This is a genomic window from Gaetbulibacter aquiaggeris, from assembly GCF_044003965.1.
In the GTDB taxonomy this organism is placed as follows: Bacteria; Bacteroidota; Bacteroidia; order Flavobacteriales; family Flavobacteriaceae; genus Yeosuana; species Yeosuana aquiaggeris.
Map to the genome: position 1 here is coordinate 1230271 of NZ_JBAWKC010000001.1, position 20050 is coordinate 1250320.

The 20050-nt window shown below is 31.7% G+C and carries 14 protein-coding genes and 1 other RNA gene; 6 read left to right on the plus strand and 9 right to left on the minus strand.

Annotated elements, in window-relative coordinates; genetic code table 11:
- Positions 1-81 precede the first annotated feature (81 nt).
- From V8G56_RS05285 to V8G56_RS05295, 3 genes are read left to right on the plus strand one after another with little or no spacing between them, the layout of a single operon-like run.
- Complete coding sequence (locus tag V8G56_RS05285; protein ID WP_395437390.1) at positions 82-471, plus strand: hypothetical protein; 390 nt, start codon at positions 82-84, stop codon at positions 469-471.
- A gap of 9 nt (positions 472-480) precedes the next feature.
- On the plus strand, positions 481-2319 hold the full coding sequence (locus V8G56_RS05290; RefSeq protein ID WP_395437391.1) for an adenylate/guanylate cyclase domain-containing protein: 1839 nt from the start codon (positions 481-483) through the stop codon (positions 2317-2319).
- A gap of 56 nt (positions 2320-2375) precedes the next feature.
- Positions 2376-2633: a hypothetical protein gene (locus tag V8G56_RS05295; protein ID WP_395437392.1), complete on the plus strand. Its 258-nt coding sequence runs from the start codon at positions 2376-2378 to the stop codon at positions 2631-2633.
- A gap of 270 nt (positions 2634-2903) precedes the next feature.
- On the opposite strand, the gene V8G56_RS05300 is transcribed toward V8G56_RS05295, so the two are convergent.
- Positions 2904-4160, minus strand: a complete 1257-nt coding sequence (locus tag V8G56_RS05300; protein WP_395437393.1) for a cation:proton antiporter — start codon at positions 4158-4160, stop codon at positions 2904-2906.
- A 563-nt stretch (positions 4161-4723) separates the two neighbouring features.
- Here V8G56_RS05300 and V8G56_RS05305 point away from each other — a divergent pair.
- Positions 4724-5482 carry a DUF481 domain-containing protein gene (locus V8G56_RS05305; RefSeq protein ID WP_395437394.1) on the plus strand — a complete coding sequence of 253 codons (759 nt, stop codon included), beginning with the start codon at positions 4724-4726 and terminating at the stop codon, positions 5480-5482.
- Positions 5483-5681: 199 nt separating this feature from the next.
- Here V8G56_RS05305 and V8G56_RS05310 read toward each other — a convergent pair whose 3' ends face one another.
- Positions 5682-6356, minus strand: a complete 675-nt coding sequence (locus V8G56_RS05310) for a hypothetical protein (RefSeq protein WP_395437395.1) — start codon at positions 6354-6356, stop codon at positions 5682-5684.
- 161 nt (positions 6357-6517) lie between these two features.
- On the opposite strand from V8G56_RS05310, the gene V8G56_RS05315 reads away from it, so the two are divergent.
- Positions 6518-9763, plus strand: a complete 3246-nt coding sequence (locus V8G56_RS05315) for a YCF48-related protein (RefSeq protein ID WP_395437396.1) — start codon at positions 6518-6520, stop codon at positions 9761-9763.
- A 321-nt stretch (positions 9764-10084) separates the two neighbouring features.
- On the opposite strand, the gene V8G56_RS05320 is transcribed toward V8G56_RS05315, so the two are convergent.
- From V8G56_RS05320 to ssrA, 4 genes are all read right to left on the minus strand, one after another.
- Entirely contained in the window at positions 10085-10348 is a 264-nt protein-coding gene (locus tag V8G56_RS05320; RefSeq protein WP_395437397.1) for a hypothetical protein, read from the minus strand.
- Between the two features lie 553 nt (positions 10349-10901).
- Positions 10902-12878: an adenylate/guanylate cyclase domain-containing protein gene (locus tag V8G56_RS05325; protein ID WP_395437398.1), complete on the minus strand. Its 1977-nt coding sequence runs from the start codon at positions 12876-12878 to the stop codon at positions 10902-10904.
- Entirely contained in the window at positions 12875-13054 is a 180-nt protein-coding gene (locus V8G56_RS05330) for a hypothetical protein (protein ID WP_395437399.1), read from the minus strand. Before V8G56_RS05330 ends, V8G56_RS05325 begins: the two co-directional genes overlap by 4 nt.
- Before the next feature lie 519 nt (positions 13055-13573).
- Positions 13574-13965, minus strand: a transfer-messenger RNA (tmRNA) gene (ssrA, locus tag V8G56_RS05335).
- Between the two features lie 231 nt (positions 13966-14196).
- Here ssrA and V8G56_RS05340 point away from each other — a divergent pair.
- Complete coding sequence (locus V8G56_RS05340) at positions 14197-15402, plus strand: NAD(P)-dependent oxidoreductase (RefSeq protein ID WP_395437603.1); 1206 nt, start codon at positions 14197-14199, stop codon at positions 15400-15402.
- Positions 15403-15445: 43 nt separating this feature from the next.
- Here V8G56_RS05340 and V8G56_RS05345 read toward each other — a convergent pair whose 3' ends face one another.
- The 3 genes from V8G56_RS05345 to V8G56_RS05355 form a co-directional block, all read right to left on the minus strand.
- Positions 15446-16099: a GIN domain-containing protein gene (locus V8G56_RS05345; protein WP_395437400.1), complete on the minus strand. Its 654-nt coding sequence runs from the start codon at positions 16097-16099 to the stop codon at positions 15446-15448.
- 175 nt (positions 16100-16274) lie between these two features.
- Complete coding sequence (locus tag V8G56_RS05350; protein WP_395437401.1) at positions 16275-18689, minus strand: TonB-dependent receptor domain-containing protein; 2415 nt, start codon at positions 18687-18689, stop codon at positions 16275-16277.
- Between the two features lie 183 nt (positions 18690-18872).
- On the minus strand, positions 18873-20048 hold the full coding sequence (locus V8G56_RS05355; RefSeq protein ID WP_395437402.1) for a helix-turn-helix domain-containing protein: 1176 nt from the start codon (positions 20046-20048) through the stop codon (positions 18873-18875).
- Positions 20049-20050: the final 2 nt, after the last annotated feature.

Consider the following 20050-nt stretch of genomic DNA (forward strand, 5'->3'; position numbering starts at 1 on the left):
TATATTTTTCTTAAAAATATTTAATTTTTCTATTTTAATTTTATATATTGAAGTATTATTAACCAACCAATATTTTTTGTTATGGCACAAAATTATAATATTACAATTACAGCAAGTTTTCCAAATGATGCTAACCCTGCGGATAGCTCATTAACATTAGATGATAACGGAAACACCTATGCAGATCCAGGGGATCAAATAACTTGGAAAATTGGAACAGGTTCTGGCGTTGGGAGGATTTCCGCAATAACAGATGATGCGGGTTCTACAGATGTATTTGGACCGCCTTCTTCTAATGAGCCGGCACCCCAAGGTGGTGGTTCAGGAAATTGGAGAGGAACAATTAATTCTGGTATAGCGAGAGGAAGTATTGAAAATTATACAATAACCTGGTATACTGATGAGTCTCCTGAAAGGGGTCCATATTCTTTTGACCCTAAAATCAGTATCAATCCTACACAGACAGTCTAATTAATTATTATGAAATTAAGAAAACAAGCCTATTATGTTTTAATAGGCTTCTTTTGTTTCTTTATTCCCCATGCTTCTGGCCAAAATCAGAAGGAAGCGGATAGTCTGGCTCAAATATATTTAAAGGGTAATCTTGAAGGTGAGGCCAAAATGGCATTATTAAGAGATTTATCTTTCAATCAAATTAATGATTATCAATTGTCATTAAAATATGCTGAAGAGTTAATCTCGCTAGCGGATTCCGAGAAAAATTTTAAGTATTTAGCTCAAGGTTTTCTTCGAAAGGGGAATGCCCATAATAAAATGGGGGATTTGGAAAAGGCCTTAGAAGCTTTTTTTAAGTCTGCTGAGATTGCTAAGCAAGAAAAATTCATTTCTGGAGAAGGGGCAGCCTACCTTTCAATAGCAGATGTATATGCTACAATGAATAACCCTGATAATGCCATAACCTATTATAATAAAGCCATACAATTATTTAGAGATACTGAATTTTCAATTGAATTAGCATCGGCATTATTAAACCAAGGAGACCTTTATTTTAATATAGAAGAATATGATTTAGCTCTTGAGAATTTCCAAGAGTCGGGTCAAATTTTTAGAGAGAAAAATTATTTATCAGGTACAGCTTATAATATAGGTAATGTGGGTATGGTCTATGCTGAGCAAGGTAAGGATGCGTTGGCCGAACAAAATATCAATGAAGCTATAAATATGCTAGAAGAAATGCAAGATTATTCTCCTATTTCTATTTTTCTCACTTTTATGGCAGATATTTATGTTAGAAAAGGGAATATAAAAACCGCGTTATCTTATGCCAAAAAGAGTTTAGTTCTGGCAACAAAATATAACCTTAAAAAGGAGATTAGCGATGCAAATTTTAAATTATCTGAACTCTATGAAAAGGCAGGAGACAAGATAACCGCTTATAAATATTATAAAGATCATATAGTTTATAGAGATAGTGTGCAAAATGTCGCAAAGGTTCAGCAAATGGCCAATTTGCGAACTGATTTTGAAGTTTCTCAAAAACAAACGGAACTCAATTTAAAAGATGCAGAACTAAATCTTTCAAATCAGCAAAAAAAGAACCAGCGCGTGGTGATGATTGCCACGGCTATTGCGCTATTTTTAATAGGGATATTAGCTTTTGGGTTATTTAGGCGTAATAAATTTATACAAAGAACCAAGCAGATTATTGAAGAAGAAAAGAATCGTTCAGATAATTTATTGCTTAATATTCTGCCTGAAGAAACCGCTCAGGAATTAAAAGAAAGTGGCAAGGTTAAAGCTAAAAAGTTTGAGTCAGTGACGGTTTTGTTTACTGATTTTAAAGGTTTTACCAGTTATTCAAACAATTTATCGCCGGAAGTCCTGGTGGAAACCATTGGTTTCTATTTTTCAAAATTTGATGCCATTGTAGAAAAATATGGCTTGGAAAAAATTAAAACGATAGGAGATGCCTATATGTGCGCTGGTGGTTTGCCATTTCCCACAGAAAATCATGCTGAAAACATGGTAAAGGCTGCCATGGAAATTGCCGATTTTGTGGCAGAGACCAAAAAAAATGTAAAGGCCACAGAAATGAATTTTGATGTGCGCATTGGTATTAATACAGGGCCAGTTGTTGCAGGAGTGGTAGGCGCTAAGAAATTTGCTTATGATATTTGGGGTGATACTGTAAATATTGCATCGCGCATGGAATCTAATTCAGAACCTGGAAAAATAAATATTTCTGAAAATACGTATGAGTTGATTAAAGATCAGTTTGATTGCGAATACCGCGGGGAATTAGAAGTTAAAAACAAAGGCATGATGAAAATGTATTTTGTAAATGGTATAAAAGCGTAGCTTTGTTATTTAATATAAAATAAGTGGAGGTGTTTCAGGTTTTAAATAAATTTTCAATGGGAAGGGCAGCACTTCCTTTAGCAACGTTAACCGCCGTTGCCGTTGCCATAATATTTTTCTTAATTAGAGGCCGGTTTTCTCTGTTTTTTCACGGGTGTCTTTTTATTTATATCGCTTTCGGCTCCATCAGAACGTATATTGCTTATAAAAATGAAGGAGGCTTTGCTCAGCTTTTAAAAGATGCACTGGTAATTATATGCGGCGTTTTATTGTTGTTTGTTATAAGTTTAGTGTTGGGTTATTTTATTAATTAATGCTACTTCCATCAATAACTAAAAATAAAAAAGAGATGTATGAGAGTACATCTCTTTTTCGTTAATTAATTTATAAAAAACCTTTTATTACAAAACTTGTTTTTGAGGAAAACAAGCAGGTTTTTCAAACCCTAAATTTATCTACATCTAATTAAATAAAAATTAAAGACATATAAATTGATATTGGTCAATTTGAAATTAATTGGACATAATAACTTTCAGGAGTCTTCAGACAAAGAATAAGATTTTTATAGAGCCTAAGCTTTAGGCTTACAAATATTTATGAGGCAATTTCTCCAGTCTTTCAACCAATGTTCCCACAGTTAATCCTTGAACTATTATTGAAAAAACAACTACTATGTAGGTGATTACCAAAAAAAGATCTCTGTGCATTTCTTGGGTTAAACCTAATGCTAAGGCTATAGAAATGCCACCGCGCAAGCCTCCCCAGGTCATAATCAGATTGGTATAGGGGACAAAATCAAGTTTCTTTTTAAAGAAATTAATAGGCATCATTAAAGAAGCATAGCGGCATATCAAAATAACTGGGATGGCTAATAACCCTGCAATAATATAATTTCCTTCGTATACCAATACTAACATTTCCATTCCAATAAGTACAAAAAGGATGGTATTGAGTAAAATATCTATAAGTTCCCAAAATTTATCTACATAGGTTTCTGTAGTGCCTGACATGGCATTCACGCGTACGGTATCGTTACCTACAAAAAGACCGGCTGCCACCATGGCTAAGGGCGCAGAAAGATGTAGTTTTTGTGCAATGGCCGTTCCTACCATAACGGTTGCCAGCGTAATAATAACTTCAATATCATAATCATCAATAGATTTTAACAACCTATAGGTTACCCATCCTAGAAATAATCCAAGAGCTATACCACCAATCACCTCTTGACCAAACAGTTTAAGAACATCACTTACTTCTATATTTTGGTTACCAAAAGAGGCAATCTGGAATAGTGTGAGAAAAACCACGACACCTATGCCATCATTAAAAAGTGATTCTCCCACTATTTTTGTTTCAAGCTTTTTAGGAACCCCCGCTTTTTTAAGAATACCTAGTACCGCTATAGGATCTGTGGGCGAAATTAAAGCGCCAAATAATAAACAATAAATATAGTTAATGTCAAGTCCTAACCATTTGAGAATAAAGAACATGGTGGTTCCAACTAAAAAAGTGGAGACCAAAACGCCTAATGTGGAAAATACTAAAACGGGCCATCTATGTATCTTTAACTGCTCAAAATTGGTGTGTAAAGCACCTGCAAACAGAAGAAAGCTAAGCATGATATCTAAGAGAACACTTTTAAAATTAATCTGACTGATTATAAACTTTTCAGCATCCAGGAGCCTTGTATCAAAATAACTCAATGCAAATATGGCTAAAGTGAACAGGATGGTGATCACCATCAATCCGATACTATTAGGAAATTTTAGAAACCGCACATTGATATATCCGAAAAAAGCTGATAAAGCAATAAGAATTGTAATGATAAAAAAGTAATCCATGAACCAAGTTGTTTTTTTTAAAAATAATCATTTCAAAAGATATTCATTGAAATAAATGAGTTTTAAAAATACAAAAAAACCTCTAAATTATTTTAAAGGGTTTAAGGTGCTGTTGTTTACTAAAAGTAAAAAAGTTGAACTTTTTCAAAAGGATTTACATAGATTATCTTGTTTGAAGGGATAAATAAAATTCAAAGTTTATATTTTAAATTGAAAAAGTGAAGTAAGCAAAAATCTTCTGCCTAAACATCTAGCTAGGGTTTTCCGCAGGAAAATCAGATGTAAGCAAACAAGTAATAAACTTTGGGTTAGCTAAAACCAGTAATTGAATATACACTTTGATATGTGTTGGCTTTTCATTTGGCTTATTTCTGGTTTTTGACGTGAGATTTATTATTGTTAAATGAAATTAACTATTCTTCTTAATTATAATTTAATCTATTAAAGATTTACTGATACCTTGAATTATGTTACAGAATTTTTTTAATAAACGAGTAGTAAGTATTTTATAAATAATTATATTTCGAGCGTCATTAAGAAGAGTAATTTCAAAGTGAAATAGAATGAAAAAGATATTATATTATTTCTTAATTTTCCCCATCTTGCTTTCAGCACAAATAAATGAAAGTGATACGCTTCGGGTGAAAGCAAGTCTTTCTATAACTGGATTTTATCAAGGTGGAAATGTTGAAACCTTGATTTTTAGAGCAAAAACTGATTTGAGTTTTAAGCCTTGGAAGAATTGGGTTTTCAAAAATCAAAATTCATATGTCTATCAAGCATTTGATAAGAAAAAGGCAGATGAAGATCTATTAAGTCTTAACTTTTTATATCTTAACCCTGAGCGAAAAATATATCCGTTTGTATTGGGTTTCGTAAGCACTAATTTTAGAAGGGAAATTGACTTGCGCTATCTGTTAGGAGCAGGAGCCACTTTTCAAATTCTAAATAAAAAAAACGACTGGCTTAAATTGTCAATTTCAAGTGAATATGAACAGACTAATTTTTCCGAAACTAACTTTAACTATTCAATGTATGATGGAAGCAAATCTATTAATACTTTTCGCAGCACCATATGGGTAAATGGTAAATATCATGTACTTAAAAAGAAAATAATTTTAAATCATGAAATTTATTTTCAGCCTTCTCTTGAGCGAAGTAATAATTTTCGTTGGCAAGCTGATGTTGGTTTCGAATTACCCGTTTGGAAGCATTTGAATTTTAAAATAAACTACCGTCATACATTTGAAAGTATTGTGATAGAAAACCAAAAACAAGAAGATAGGTTTTTGACTTTTGGTTTTACTCTAAAAAGTTATTGACTAGCTTAAATAGGCTAATTTTATGGCATCTTTGCAAAATAAAAGGGTCTTCAATCTTACACGCAAAGTGTTTTTGTGCGGTTTAGATGCATGAAACCTTCAAAGAGAAGCCTTATTTTATTGTTCAAGAGGTTCACTTATTCCTTGAGAATTTAATACCTAAGGCTTTTATTTAGTTTCATTATAAGGGAGGTAATTATTACCTCTCTTTTTTTATTCCAACCTCTATGTAATACCAAAAATAGTCCTTTTTAAAATTTATTACTTCAAGTTCGTGACCTGAGAATATTGCTTTTAATGTTTTTTCAGTTCCGCCAGAACGTATATGATTTTCCGCTAAAAGTTTTTCTCCGTTTTTGTCAGTTAACCAAATTGTTTCCACGTCTCTTTGATAAAATTCTTCTATCTGACTTTTATCGATTGTTTGTATTACAAAGTCATTTTTTCCGATTTTGTTTTCAGATAAAAAGCGAAGTTCCCAACTTGATTTGGGATTGTATTTTTTGTTTAGATTTTCAATCCATTCTTTTTTATAATTCTGTTGGGTTTCTTGTACGGCTTTTTTGTCAGCGTACATATTGATAAATAAGTCAATTGAATTTTCTGTTAATCCAATAACTTTATTCTCAATAAATAAATATTCTGTTTTACTTAAATGATGACTTATTACTGAATTTGACATAGTTCCAACTAGTCCTTCTCCTACAGAAGAACCTTTTGCATATAAATTTACTTGTTTTGTATTTGGTTTATTCCAAATATTGAGTTCTTCTCCTATGTTAACATCAAATTCAGATTTGTTTCTCTCAAATCGATAGGTTTTTTTAATAGGTAATTTTTCAGGGGTTCCTAAAATGTACGATAGTATTCCCATAATGTTATCAAATATAAAATTCTCAATTGTTATGAGGTATGACTTTTGTCATAAAATACTGTCAAAAACAAAGTTACATTTAAGCATATATTGTGGATATAGTTAATACCTATATCCAATTGTTGGGCAACATGTTGAATAAACTCAAAATTAAAACTGAAATGAAAAAAAACCTACTTATCCTATTTTGTATTATTATATGCACAAATAAAATTCACTCTCAAATAAATTGGGAATTACTAAATCCAAAACCAACTGCTAATACAGGAAAGAATGTTGATTTTGTCACAAATAATATTGGATACATTATTACATCTAATGAATTATTAGAAACTCTTGACGCTGGTAACACATGGTTAAAAAAGCAAAATATTTCTAGTGGAAATGATATGAATTTCTACAATACAACAGGTTATATTGTTGGTAATTATGGATATGTGCTAAAATCTGTAGATAACGGAGCATCATGGAGTCAAATATCTACAGGATTTAATAGCAGTTTTAATACTATTAATATTATTGATGATAACAATATTATTTTGTCAACTTCAAATAGTATTGTAAAGACTGATGATGGAGGAACTACATGGGAAAGTTGGAGTATTTCAAACTCTGCAGTAAATAAAACGTCTTTTACCAGTTCTTTAGTTGGGCATGCAGTTTGTAATAATGGAATCATACTAAAAACTATAGATGGTGGAGAGAATTGGTATACAACAATAAATAACAGTAATATTTCACCTTCAGATTATTTTACGGTTTATTTTATTAATGAGAACATAGGCTTCGCAACAAGAGAACATGATTACATGTACAAAACAACAGATGCAGGTGAAACTTGGGTGGAAATTTCAGGAACAAGTCAAGCAATATTTGACTTTCATTTTTTGGACGAAAATAATGGTTTTGCTACTGGTGAATATGGTGCTACTTATAAAACAAATGATGGCGGAACTACTTGGGGGCAAATCTTTTTTCAGAATGGTTTTGTAGGTGGTACTTCTATGTATGGAATTCATTTTCAAGATAGTAATATTGGTTATGCAACTGGTGCACGCGGTCGTATCATTAAAACTACAGATGGTGGTAATACTTGGGTATCACATTCCGAAAACTACAATGATTTTAATGATCTAAAAATATTTGATAATGGTACTGGTTTTGCTAGATCTGGAATTAATTACTATAAGACAACTGATTTTGGAGACAATTGGTCTTATATATCATCTGTTAATCATTTTACATATTGTAGCGGATTCTATTTTGTTAATGAAAATATTGGATACTCTATTGGAGGCGGAACCAACAGCCCATCTGGTGACGTTTTTAAAACTACCGATGGCGGTAATACTTGGAGTCAATTAAATATTTATGTTGACGAAGGTTTAAGTTCAGTCTTTTTTATAGATGAAAATGTTGGGTTTATTTCTGGAGGTTTCAATCAAAAAAAAGTAATGAAAACCATCAATGGAGGTTCTACTTGGACACAAGTTGAATCAATTTCATTTGGACAAATACAATTCATCAATAATCAAATAGGTTATGCGCATAGGGTTGGGTATTCTAATGGTAGAATGTATAAAACTACTGACGGTGGAAATACCTGGAACATAAGTATTGAAGTAGATGAAGAAATCAATGCTTTTCATTTTGTCAATGAAAACAATGGATATTTTGTTGGTGACCAAGGTTTAATCTATAAAACAAATGATGGAGGAACTAACTGGGAAGAATTAGAAATCCCTTATGAATGGTATACTAAGGTTAATTTTTATTCAAAAAATGTAGGTTATATAGCTGACGAGGATGGAAAACTCTATAAAACAGAAAATGGAGGTTTAAATTGGAAATATCTTACCCAACAATATACTATAAATTCAATTGAACTTATTAATGACAAAATCTATACAGCAGGTACAAATGGTAAAATTTATAGAAGTGTTGTAGAATATGAAACCATAATTTTACATGTTAATGCTGCTGAAAACATCACTAATTCTAGTACTAGCTTAACTGGTAATGCTACCTCTAATGGAGAATCTATTTCTAACATTCAATTTGAGTATAGTATTGATTATTCTTTTAGTAATATTATTTCTACAAAACCTAGCACAGTTGATGCAAATGAATCTTTGAATGTTTCTATTGATTTAATAAACTTAGAACCAAACACAACACATTACTATAGATTAAAGGGAACACAGAACTCAAATATTAGTACTAGCCAAATTTTAAGTTTCACAACTCTTCCCGATTATGAAATAACAACAAATTTCACTTATAATTATTCATCAACTACTTCGGAGATTTCAGGTAATATAGTTTCTAATGGATATGACATTACAAATGTAGCGTTTCAATATGGAACAAGTTCTGATATTCTTGATAGAACTTTAACTGGAACACCAACATCTGTTTTAGGAAATACAACAGAAAATGTTACAGCGAATTTAATTAATTTAGAACCTGAAACACAATATTTCTATAGAATAAAGGCGACACATCAAGGAGAAGATATTTATGGTGACATTCTGTCTTTCACAACATATCCAGAGTTCAATATAAATCTTAACAATCCAAATATTAATGGAACAGATGTTACATTATCAGCATATTTAACTTCTTATAATCAAGATTTAACTGATATCGTCTTTGAATACGGAACTATTGATTACGAAAATAATGCTTTGACCAATCCTTCACAAGTCAACGCTAACAGTTCAAACTATATTAGTACAACAATAACTAACTTAGATACAAATTTAAATTACTATTATAGATTAAAGGCTATGCATAATCGTGAAGCTATTTATAGTGAAGAAAGAATTTTCAATTTTTCAGGAGATATTATAATGGTTAACTGCACAATAGAAGAAGCTCAAGCAAATTCTTTAGAGTTAAAAGGCTTAATTAATAGTTATGGTGCTTATTTAACAAATATTCATTTCGAATATGGCATCACAAACAGTTTTGGTTCATCAATAGCAGGTACACCAAATTTTGCTTATGGTTATAATACTAACTTGATAACTGGTTCAATCAACAACCCATTGCCAAATCAAACTTATTACTACAGATTAGTTGCAACTAATAATGGGAATATCATTTATTCAGATACTTATCAATATACAACAGGCACATTGAGTCTTACATATTTTGATTTGGAAAAAGAAATATCAATATATCCAAACCCAGCAAATGATTTTGTGAATATTAAATCTAATGTTTCTGAAAAAGTTGAGTTCATTGAATTTTATAATGCTTTAGGTCAACGTATTTACTATAGGAATGTTTTTAATATCTCTGATATAAAAATTAATGTGTCGAATTTTAGAAAAGGGTTATACTTCATAAAAGTAAATTTTGAAAATACCAAAGTAATATCATCGAAATTAATATTGAATTAAAAATACGATTGCCCAACAATGACTTTACCCACCAAAGCAACAACAACTTTTTGAGATTGCAGTATAATTTAGGGGGGATACTATCAGATCCCTACAGACCTTTCAAATGTTACATCGCATTACAGTAAATATTTTACTCACGCCATAAAATGAGGGGGGTATAAAACAAAAAGTGCCTAAAAAGAATTTCTTCCTATTAGACACAATTTAAATTCTCCCAAAGAATTAATTAATAGCATTACAAAAAACGATAAAATAAGTATCGCACGCAATACTCAAATTGAGTATATTTTAATTCTTTTTTAGATTTTTAATAGTATTTTAAGTGAGGTTGTTTGCTTGTAAAGGTCTTTTTATTTTTTCCCCTATTATATCCTGAATGCCATAAAAAGGGTCGTCTTCAAATACAATACGTTGAAATTTGTAGGTTTCCTTCGTTTTCATTTCAACTTTTGACTTTAATTCTTGCAATACTGCTGCCTCTAATGAAACTGAATTTTTCTGATAGACTACACAACTTTGGAGAAGGATTAATGTTATAAATATCAAAACTAAATGTTCAATATATGTTCTTATTGTTGACATAATAATAAATAAATTAGAATTAAAATATTATTTAAACCTAGGAGTAATTTTACTTGTTTTCAATGATAATTATCAATCAATAACTGTTATGCCATAGATAAGTTCTTCGTTGAGGTAATTTATGATGGAGAACATAACACCATAACAGAAGTTAGAAGTTTTAAATATGGTGGTAGCCTTGATAAGTATTCAAATAACCAAAGAAAAGGAATTTAAAATTCTAATTCTTTTTGGTAGATTTTAAATATTATTTGTGCCTTTTTTGATATTAATAGTTAGAATATAGGTACTCTCATTTATTGCAAAATTCAAAATCCTATTTTACTTCTTTTTGCAATTTCCCCCAAAAAACCTTTTTAAACCTCCACATATAAAAAATCACATGCAATCCACTAATAGTCAAGACAAAGTCTGGATAAACAATGGAGCTCACGAAGTAATCGTGGCGATGATCAAAGTTCGTTAAAAGTCGTTCACTCGATGTGCCCGTTGTCGCCCCATGGAGCGAGTAGGGTAGTCGCCATGTTTTTTTAGCCATTGTTGAATCGCGCTTTTAAGCTAGACTATTACCGTTCTTAAATACAAAATACATGTCCATCTTACCTTTTCCTTTCGCTTCAATTTTGCCTCTTGGTTCAAAACTCAAGTCATTCTCAAATTTTAAAAGTTCAAAGGTGTTTTCGCTAACATTCACTTTTCCCACTTCTCCGCTGCTTTCCATGCGGCTGGCAGTATTCACCGTATCGCCCCAAATGTCGTATTGAAATTTCTTGACACCTACGATGCCTGCTACCACAGGACCAGTATGCACGCCAATGCGTACTTCGAAGTAGGGTAAATTCGCAGCAATCCTCTCGGCTTTACCTTTTTCAATTACTTCCGCCATTTCCAGAGCCGCCTTCACGACATCTTTTGCATGGGTTGTGTTGGGAGTAGGTAAACCACCGGCAGCCATGTAGGCATCACCTATGGTTTTGATCTTTTCAATTCCATACGTTTCGCATATGTTATCAAATGCTGAGAAGTACTCGTGAAGGTCGGCAACGAGTGCTTTGGGTGTCACTCTCTCGCTCAAGTCGGTAAATCCTTTAAAATCTGTAAATAACACTGTTACCTCATCAATTAGCTGGGCATCCGAATGGCCTTTTTCTTTTAGTTCTTCAGCAACTTCTTCAGGTAAGATGTTCAGTAGTAGTTCCTCGCTGCGCTTCTTCTCCTTCCCGATACGATTGCGTTGCACGAAAAAAACCCCCGCAAATAAAAGTACAATGGTAAAACCGCTCATGAAACCATTACGCATCAATTTCTGCCGCTTTAGCTCTTGTGTTGCTACAACATCTTTCTTTTCCTGCTCTGCTTTCGTTTTAACTTCTTTTTTATCAAACTCATATTGCATCTGGAGTTTAACCATCTTATTTGAACTTTCTTCATTCAGAAGGCTGTCTTTATGCATTATAACCAATTGGTGATTTTCAAAAGCGGCTTTCCAATTTCCGGTCTGCTCATCAACTGCTGTAAGACCGACATAGGCTTCCATAACATATTTTAAACTTTCTATTTCTTTAGAAAGTTCAAGACCATTGGTAAAATACTTTCTTGAAAGAGCGTAATTCTTTAATTTTAAATAAACATTACCCAGATAAATAGAGGCAACCGCTATTCCTTTTTTATCTCCAATTTCAGTGTTCAAATACAATGCTTTGGTGAGGTAAGGAAGCGCTTCGGTGGTATTGCCCAAGTAGGTATATGTATCGCCAATATTTAAATCAGCAGTGGCAATACCATTTTTGATACCCAGTTTTTCATAAATGCGCAGTGCTTCAAAGTATTGTTTTAAACTTTCATTAAATTCGCCCATATTGCCAGATGAATTACCTAGGTTTAAGTAGATATGTGCCTCCCCCTGCTCATCGCCGAGTTCTTGCATGATTTTTAAAGCGCGATGGTAATATTGACGCGCTTCCGGGGTTGTGTTCAGCATAGAATAGACACCGCCAATACTGATGTAGGCCTTTGCTATATCTAGTTTTTGATCAAATTTCTCCATTATTCTAAGACCAGAAAAAAAATTATCAAGTGCCTTAGGACCATTTCCCTGACTCATATAAATATTACCTAAGTTAATATAGGTTTTACCAATTGAAATGGTGTCTTTTAATTCTTCAGATATTTTTCTTGACTTATAATGATTTTCAATTGATTCACTGTAATTCCCTTGATGATAATGCATGATTCCTATTTGGTAGAATGAGCGTTGCTGTGCTTTTTTTGCAGCAAGCCACACCGCATTTCCTTTTTCTGCATAGCTCAGTAGCTTATTTGCCAGAATTATATTTTCTCCGGTATACTTGGGTATCATTTCAAAATCTCTTCTGATTAAATATTCATCTCCCAAAGCGTTGAGCGTTTTAAGTTTATTCGTGTCTTCCTTCGCGGCTCTTAAAACCTGGTTCAGGGAGTCGATTTTTGGGTTTTGTGTGAGTGAAACGAATGGGCTAAGTAGCAGATAAAGGATGAAAATATTTTTCATTTCTGGTTGTTTACGGAGATAGTTTCAAGTGCATTTAATAAATTATTCTTTATTAAGCTTTCTTTTCTAAGGTTATTCCAATTATTTACTGGTATAGCTAACAGAATACCTATCATAACATGGATAATTTCACCAATGGCATATTTAAAATATTTACTGGTTTTATTTTTCTCCATTAAGCTATATCTAATTTTTCTAAAGAATTTTATCACTAGTTAGTTGTTTCTTGAAAGGTAGGGTAATTAATTAACCTACTTATGTTATGGTGCATCTAAAGTATGTACTTTACATGAATTGTGAACTTTTTTTGTTGAACCACTTAATTATAGGTGTAAAAGAATGATATTTCTCATATTTCAACAAATAAAAGACTGCTTACTTTGTAATGTTGATTAATGATAATCCCCTATTAATTAATAGTATGAAATTGAGAATTGTTCTGGTTAGAATGATTTTTTTTTTATGCTCTATACTTACCATTCACAACCTAACAAAAGTCATATAATTCCTATCTTTTTAATTGAAGTTTTAAAAACTAACTTTCAAAAACATAATTGTATTGATTTAAGAAACTGTTTTTACAAAGGTAAAAAAGAGTACCCCTCCCCTTATTCCTAAATTACTGACTAAATGTTGACTAAAAAGTAAATGAAAAAACCGTAATACTTTAATAATAAAGCAATTACGGTTTTTAATTGTGGAGTCGGAGAGAATCGAACTCTCGTCCAAACAAGTAACCAAAAGGCTTTCTACACGTTTAGTTTTTTCATGATTTTCGTTTGCAAGCTGATTAAAAACACTCTACTTACAACTTAGCTTTTTAGTTTCAAAAGGGCATCAAAGCGCTACCCAATCTATGTTAACTTTTACGATGCCTCTATACAGACCGCCGCTAACCAAGGCTTTCTAGAGACATTTAGCTCTCCTACCTAGTAGGACGAGGCTCATCTTACTTTATTCAGATTAAGCAGCTAAAGCGTAGTTATTCTCGCCGTTTAAATTTTGACCTAGCCTTTTACGTGTTTCAAAGTCATTACACGACGTGCTTACAGTTTAATTAATCTCGCTGTCAAAACCAGTCGACCCCATTAATTATTGTATTTAGGCGTTACCCTAAAGGGTCAGGCTTTCGGCTGTCGCTTTTTTTGTAAAAAACAAAAATGAGCTCCAACAATGCCTTAATCCTTAACGCGGATTGCAAAGGTATCAAAAAGTTTGTATAACCTTCCAAATCCTATTACTTTAGTGCAAAATTTATACCAAACAAAAAATTGGCAGCTAATGTTTTATTAGCTAACAAATAATTTAATATATGAGCATAAAATTCGCCATCATAAAAGAACGTAAAAATCCGCCAGACAGACGGGTAGTGTTTTCGCCATCAGAATTAATTATTGCAAAAATGCAGTTTCCAGACGCCATCTTTAAAGTCGAGGCGAGTGATATTAGAGTATTTCCAGATAAAGCCTATCAAGAGGCTGGTTTTGCAGTAACCAATGATGTGTCTGATTGTGATGTGATGATTGGGGTTAAAGAAGTTCCTATTGAAAACTTAATTCCTAACAAAAAATATTTTTTCTTTTCGCATACCATCAAAAAGCAGCCTTATAACAGAAAACTACTAAAAGCCATTTTAGAAAAAAACATAGAGTTATATGATCACGAAACGATAGTAAATGCAAAAGGATTTCGTTTAATAGGTTTTGGACGTTATGCAGGTATTGTTGGAACCTATAACGGATTTAGAGCCTGGGGTTTAAAATATGATTCTTTCAATTTGCCTAAAGCTGAAACTTTGCATGATCAGAAAAAACTGATTGCTGTTTTAAATACGCTTAAGTTACCAAACATAAAAATCCTTTTAACAGGAAGCGGAAAGGTTGCTAGTGGCGCGCAAGAAATGCTGGATGGCATGCACTTAAAAAGTGTTTCAGTAGATGATTATTTACATAAAACATTTAGTGAACCGGTATATTGTAAAATTGATGTGTTAGATTATAATAAGCGCAAAGATGGCAAGGTAAAAGACATGTTTGATTTTTTTGATAACCCACAAGAGTATGTGTCAGACTTTATGCGTTTTGCAAAGGTGACCGATTATTATATTGCAGGACACTTTTATGGAAACGGAGCGCCTAAGTTTTATACCAAAGAAGACGTAAAATCGGCTGACTTCAATATTAAAGTAGTGGCCGATATTAGCTGTGATGTGAATGGGCCCATTGCTACAACCATTAAGGCGTCCACCATTGCCGACCCTGTTTTTGGTTATGATAAAGAAACTGGAGAAGAAACTGACTATAAAAACAAAAATGCCATTGCTGTGATGTCAGTAGATAACCTGCCGTGCGAACTCCCAAAAGATGCCAGTGAAGGCTTTGGTGACATGTTTTTGCAATATGTTATACCAGCATTTTTTAATAATGATCAAGAGGGTATTTTAAAACGTGCCAGAATGACTGAAAACGGAAAACTTACTGAAAGGTTTTCGTATTTACAGGACTATGTGGACGACTTGGAATAAAAAAAAGAACCCTGAAAGATTATTTTCAGGGTTTATGTTAATATTAATTAGCATTAACTATTTTGCCAGAACCAGAAATATCCGCTTCAATGGCTGGCGATCCTAAATAGTGAACATCACCACTTCCTTCAATTTTAGCGTTTAAATTATTAGTGCAATGTACTTTACAATCGCCACTTCCGATAATTTTTATATTACAATCATAAACGGAAAAGGAAAATCCTTCAAATGTTCCTGAACCTTCATTTTTTAAGGAAAGGCTTTGTGCACTGCCTTCTATACTAATATCACCTGAGCCAGAATTGAATAAGTTAAATTCTGAGCCATTTTCAACATTTAATATAAGTACATTTCCGGCACCAGAGTTTTTCAAACCGGTAATAACTGGTACTGTAATATTTGCCTTTAAACTGATGTTTCTGTAATTATTATCATCATCAAGATATAGTCTAAGCTCGTTGTTAAGGACTCTTGTAATAACCTTATGCATGATGTTGTCGTCTGCAATTATTTCTACAGATTGTGTATCACCTTGGGTAATGGTTACTTCAAAAACACCTTCAATACTTACTTTATTGAAAGCAGAAATAGTTCTTATTTCTGAACTTAGATTGCCAGAACCATTGATTGTATCATGAGAACATGATGATACTAAGATTGCTAAGAATAGTATTGGTAAAAAAAGTATTTGTTTCATTTTGTTTGCTTTTAAATTTAATTCACGGTTTAATTTTAATACTGGTATCCATAGGAAATTGATAGGAAACCATTCTTGGTTATTTTTTAATAAACTGTATTCTATTTCTTGTCTGAATACACATGTTTTGTTTTAATAGTTTTTGTTTTCATTTTGTTTAAATTTTGGTTGCAGATTACATGTCAAATTCTGTTTGAACATCTTTAGTTTTCTTTTTATAGTTACTTAACTTGTAGCTAACACCAAATAATACGATTGGAGATTCATTGTTAAAGTCTCCTAATAAATCCATGTTAGCTGTATAAGTTGTTAGCTCATAGTTTAAAGACTGTAAAATGTCTTTACATTGTAAGCTAATAGATAATCTATCATTCATAAATTGTTGTTTAAGCGCAATATCTAGAAAATAGAAGCTGCTTAATTCTCCTTGTGATCTAACTGATTTACTGTTGTAATAACCTGTAAGTTGAAGGGAAGTAGATTCACTTATATTAATAGAGTTGACTAATTGAGCGCTCCAGGTAAAATTATTACGTGATGTTTTTACATCTTCAACAATGGCCCAAATATCATAATGAAATAAATTAGTGTTTGCGTTCACACTCCACCAATCATTTATTTGAAAGTTCCCCATTAATTCAAGACCAAATGCTTTGTCGGCTGCGTCGTTATGAAAAATGGTTCCAATTTTGTCGTCTTCTCGAACTGTTAATTTTTGCTCTAATTTATCGGTTGTTTGTCTGTAATATAAATTAGAAGAAAATGAGGTTTTGTTTTTTGAATAGTTATACCCAACCTCAATATTTCTAACTATTTCTGGGATTAAGTATGGGTTTCCTTCCGCATAAAAATAATCATCCTGAAATTCTGGAAATGGATTCATCATATACTCATCGGGTCTGTTTATTCTATTTGTCATAGCAAGTTTAATACTGTTATTATCATTCAGATTTTTAGAAATTGAAAATCCTGGAAAATAATTAACTCTGTCAAATGCGTATTTCTCATTTGAGTTTTTACGTTTTAACAATCTGTCTGTATATTCAATTCGTAAACCAAATGAGGTGTTTAAGCCTAAAACGGAACTATTTAAATTTACATACGCTGCATAAACAGCTTCATCAAAATTATATTTATTGGTATAATCTGGATGATTCACAAAGTCGTTTACGTTATAATCATATTGTGCATAGGTTATATCTAAAAACCGATTGTATTGGTGAAATGACATGCCTGTTTCAAGGGTTGTATTTTCTTTAAGGGTATTGGTATAATCAATATCAAACCTTACATCATTACTGTTGTTTTTATTTAGAACGTTTAATCTGTAAGGTTCTGTGTCAATTATAACTGCGTTTTCGTCGGTAATATATGAGGCTTGCTGATTATTAAAATCATAGTCTATATAGGAATAGTATAAATTAAAAGCTAGATTATCTCCTTCATTTAATGTTCTAGTATATCCTAAATTATTTGTAAAAAAAACAGGTTTCATTTTAAGGTAAAACGGATTGTATTTATGTTCTTCGGTACTGGCAGGAATGGTATAACCAGAGTTTGTGTTAAGGACGTATCCATCCACTTTATTATATCCTGTATGAAAAGAGTACGTGAAGTTGTTTTTTTCGTTTGGGTTATAATCTAATCCAAATCTAAAGCCTAAGTTTGATTCGGTAAACCTTCTGTCTTGAAGCATCTGAGCGTAATGTGTATTATCTTCATTATAGAGGGTTCTGTAATAATTATTGTAGGCAACTTTTGTAAAGTCTCTCCAATCAAAACCAAGGGAATAACTAATCTTCTTTTTATTTAGGTTAAAGTTCGCATCGCTGGAATATTTACTTCTTGAACCTATAGTGGCATTTATTATTCCATTTAACCCACTTTCAATGCCTTTTTTCAAAATAATATTAATAATTCCGGCACCCCCTTCAGCACTATATTTTACGGAAGGATTTGTGATAACTTCTATCTTGTTTATAGAATTGGCAGGCGTTTGTTTTAGTACCTCGGTTGGTGTTAAAGTAGTTGGTTTACCATTAATTAATACGATAAAGTTGGCGCTTCCGCGAAGTTTTACATTGCCGTCTGAATCGGTTTGTATGGATGGAGACATTTTTAAAGCATCTACTGCTGTGCCACCAATTGCAGACAAATTAGATCCAACATTAAGTATTTGTTTATCAACGGTATTTTTAATAGATGAAACTTTGGCTTTTACTTGAACAGCTTCAAGTTCTTCAAGGCTTGGTTTTAAAGTAATAGTACCGAGGTCTACAATTTTAATGTTTTCAGTTAAAACTAAATTATTTAGAATATAATCTTGATAACCCATAAAACTGATTTTTAAATAATAGTCACCAAGAGAAATTTTTTCTAAAGTAAATTGACCATGTTCATCACTAATAGTTCCGGTAATAACACTAGAGTCGATTTTATTATAAATGGCGACTGTTGCATACGGAATAGCTTCTTCTGTTTTGTCTTCAATTATTTTACCTGTAATTTGCCATTTAACATCTGTTGCAGATAAGATATTTGATATTAAAAAGAATCCTAAGATTAACTGTTTGATTTTTGATTGTATCATGATTTTTATGATTTTTAATAAAGACATTCCATTTTTTTTAGCGTTACAGTAAAAACATGTTGATTATGTTTCATGAAGCAAATGTCTGATAGAAATCATTGAGAATCGACCGAATAAAAAAAGTCAAACCCTTTATTTAAAACAAATTGGTTCGACTTTTTCAATCAAGGCGTTCGACTTTATTTAAGACCTTGATTTTAATGTGTTTTCGCGATATTGTGTAGGTGTTTGTTTTGTGAACTTTTTAAATGCAGTATTAAAAGATGATTTAGAATTAAAACCAACTTCGTATAAAATTTCAAGAATAGTAAGGTTTTTTTTGTCTGGATTTTGCAAAATTTCCATGGCATTTTTTATTCTAAACTCATTTATATAGTCAAAGAAATTCTTGTTTAAGGTTTTGTTTAAAAAAAGAGATAATTCATAACTACTCATTCCAAGCCCATTGGCCAATTCAAAAAGTGTAATTGAAGAGTTGGTATATATTTTATTTGTGATTACATATTCTTCTATTTTGTCTTTTAAGGCTGAATCTTGAGTGGTGATTTCATTGCTTTTAGATTTTTTCTCTTCTCCCTTTTTCTCTTTTAGATATTCTTCTAATAATTTTATATTAGAATCTACACCATTAAATAAATAAGGCTGAGACATTCCTTTATAAACAATCCAAGACAGAAAAATAAGAGTTATAATAGATGATATATGATGATGAATGTTTTGTTCTTCATACAATTCTTTAAAGCCAAATTTGAAAATGTTATAGACCAAAGCAGTTAATATAAAATAAACAAATACAATGGTTAGCTGCAATATCCATTTGTAGTTTTTATCGTTAATATTTGAATAGTTCTCGTTGACTATCTTTTTAAATCTATATACTATCTTAATTGACCAGATGCCATAAACTATCCCTTGAATTCTTAATAGATAGTAAATAAAACTTACAAACAATGGCGTATTATAAGGGTTAGTTCTTATCTCTAATTTAATTTCATCGGGTTGTAAGTGATAACTGAAAAGAAAGATAATTGTAATGGCTATAAAAGGAATTAAATGTAATAAATCAACTTTTCTTAATTTATAATCTTTAAAGGCAGTTGTCTTAATATAAAAGAACCAACTCGGATAGATTAAAAATGCAAATGCAGGGATTATTAAATAAAAATTTGGGTGTTCTGTATAGAAAGAGGTTTTGCTCAATAGTACATCAAAACTTTCAAGGGCAAAATCTAAAATAAAGTAGCCTAAAAAAATATTGCCTAAACGCTCTTTAGTTTTGTTAAAAAACAGATACATTGAAAACAACAAAGCCAAACAAATGGTAATAAGGTGATATATGTTATCAATATTTAGGTTCACTA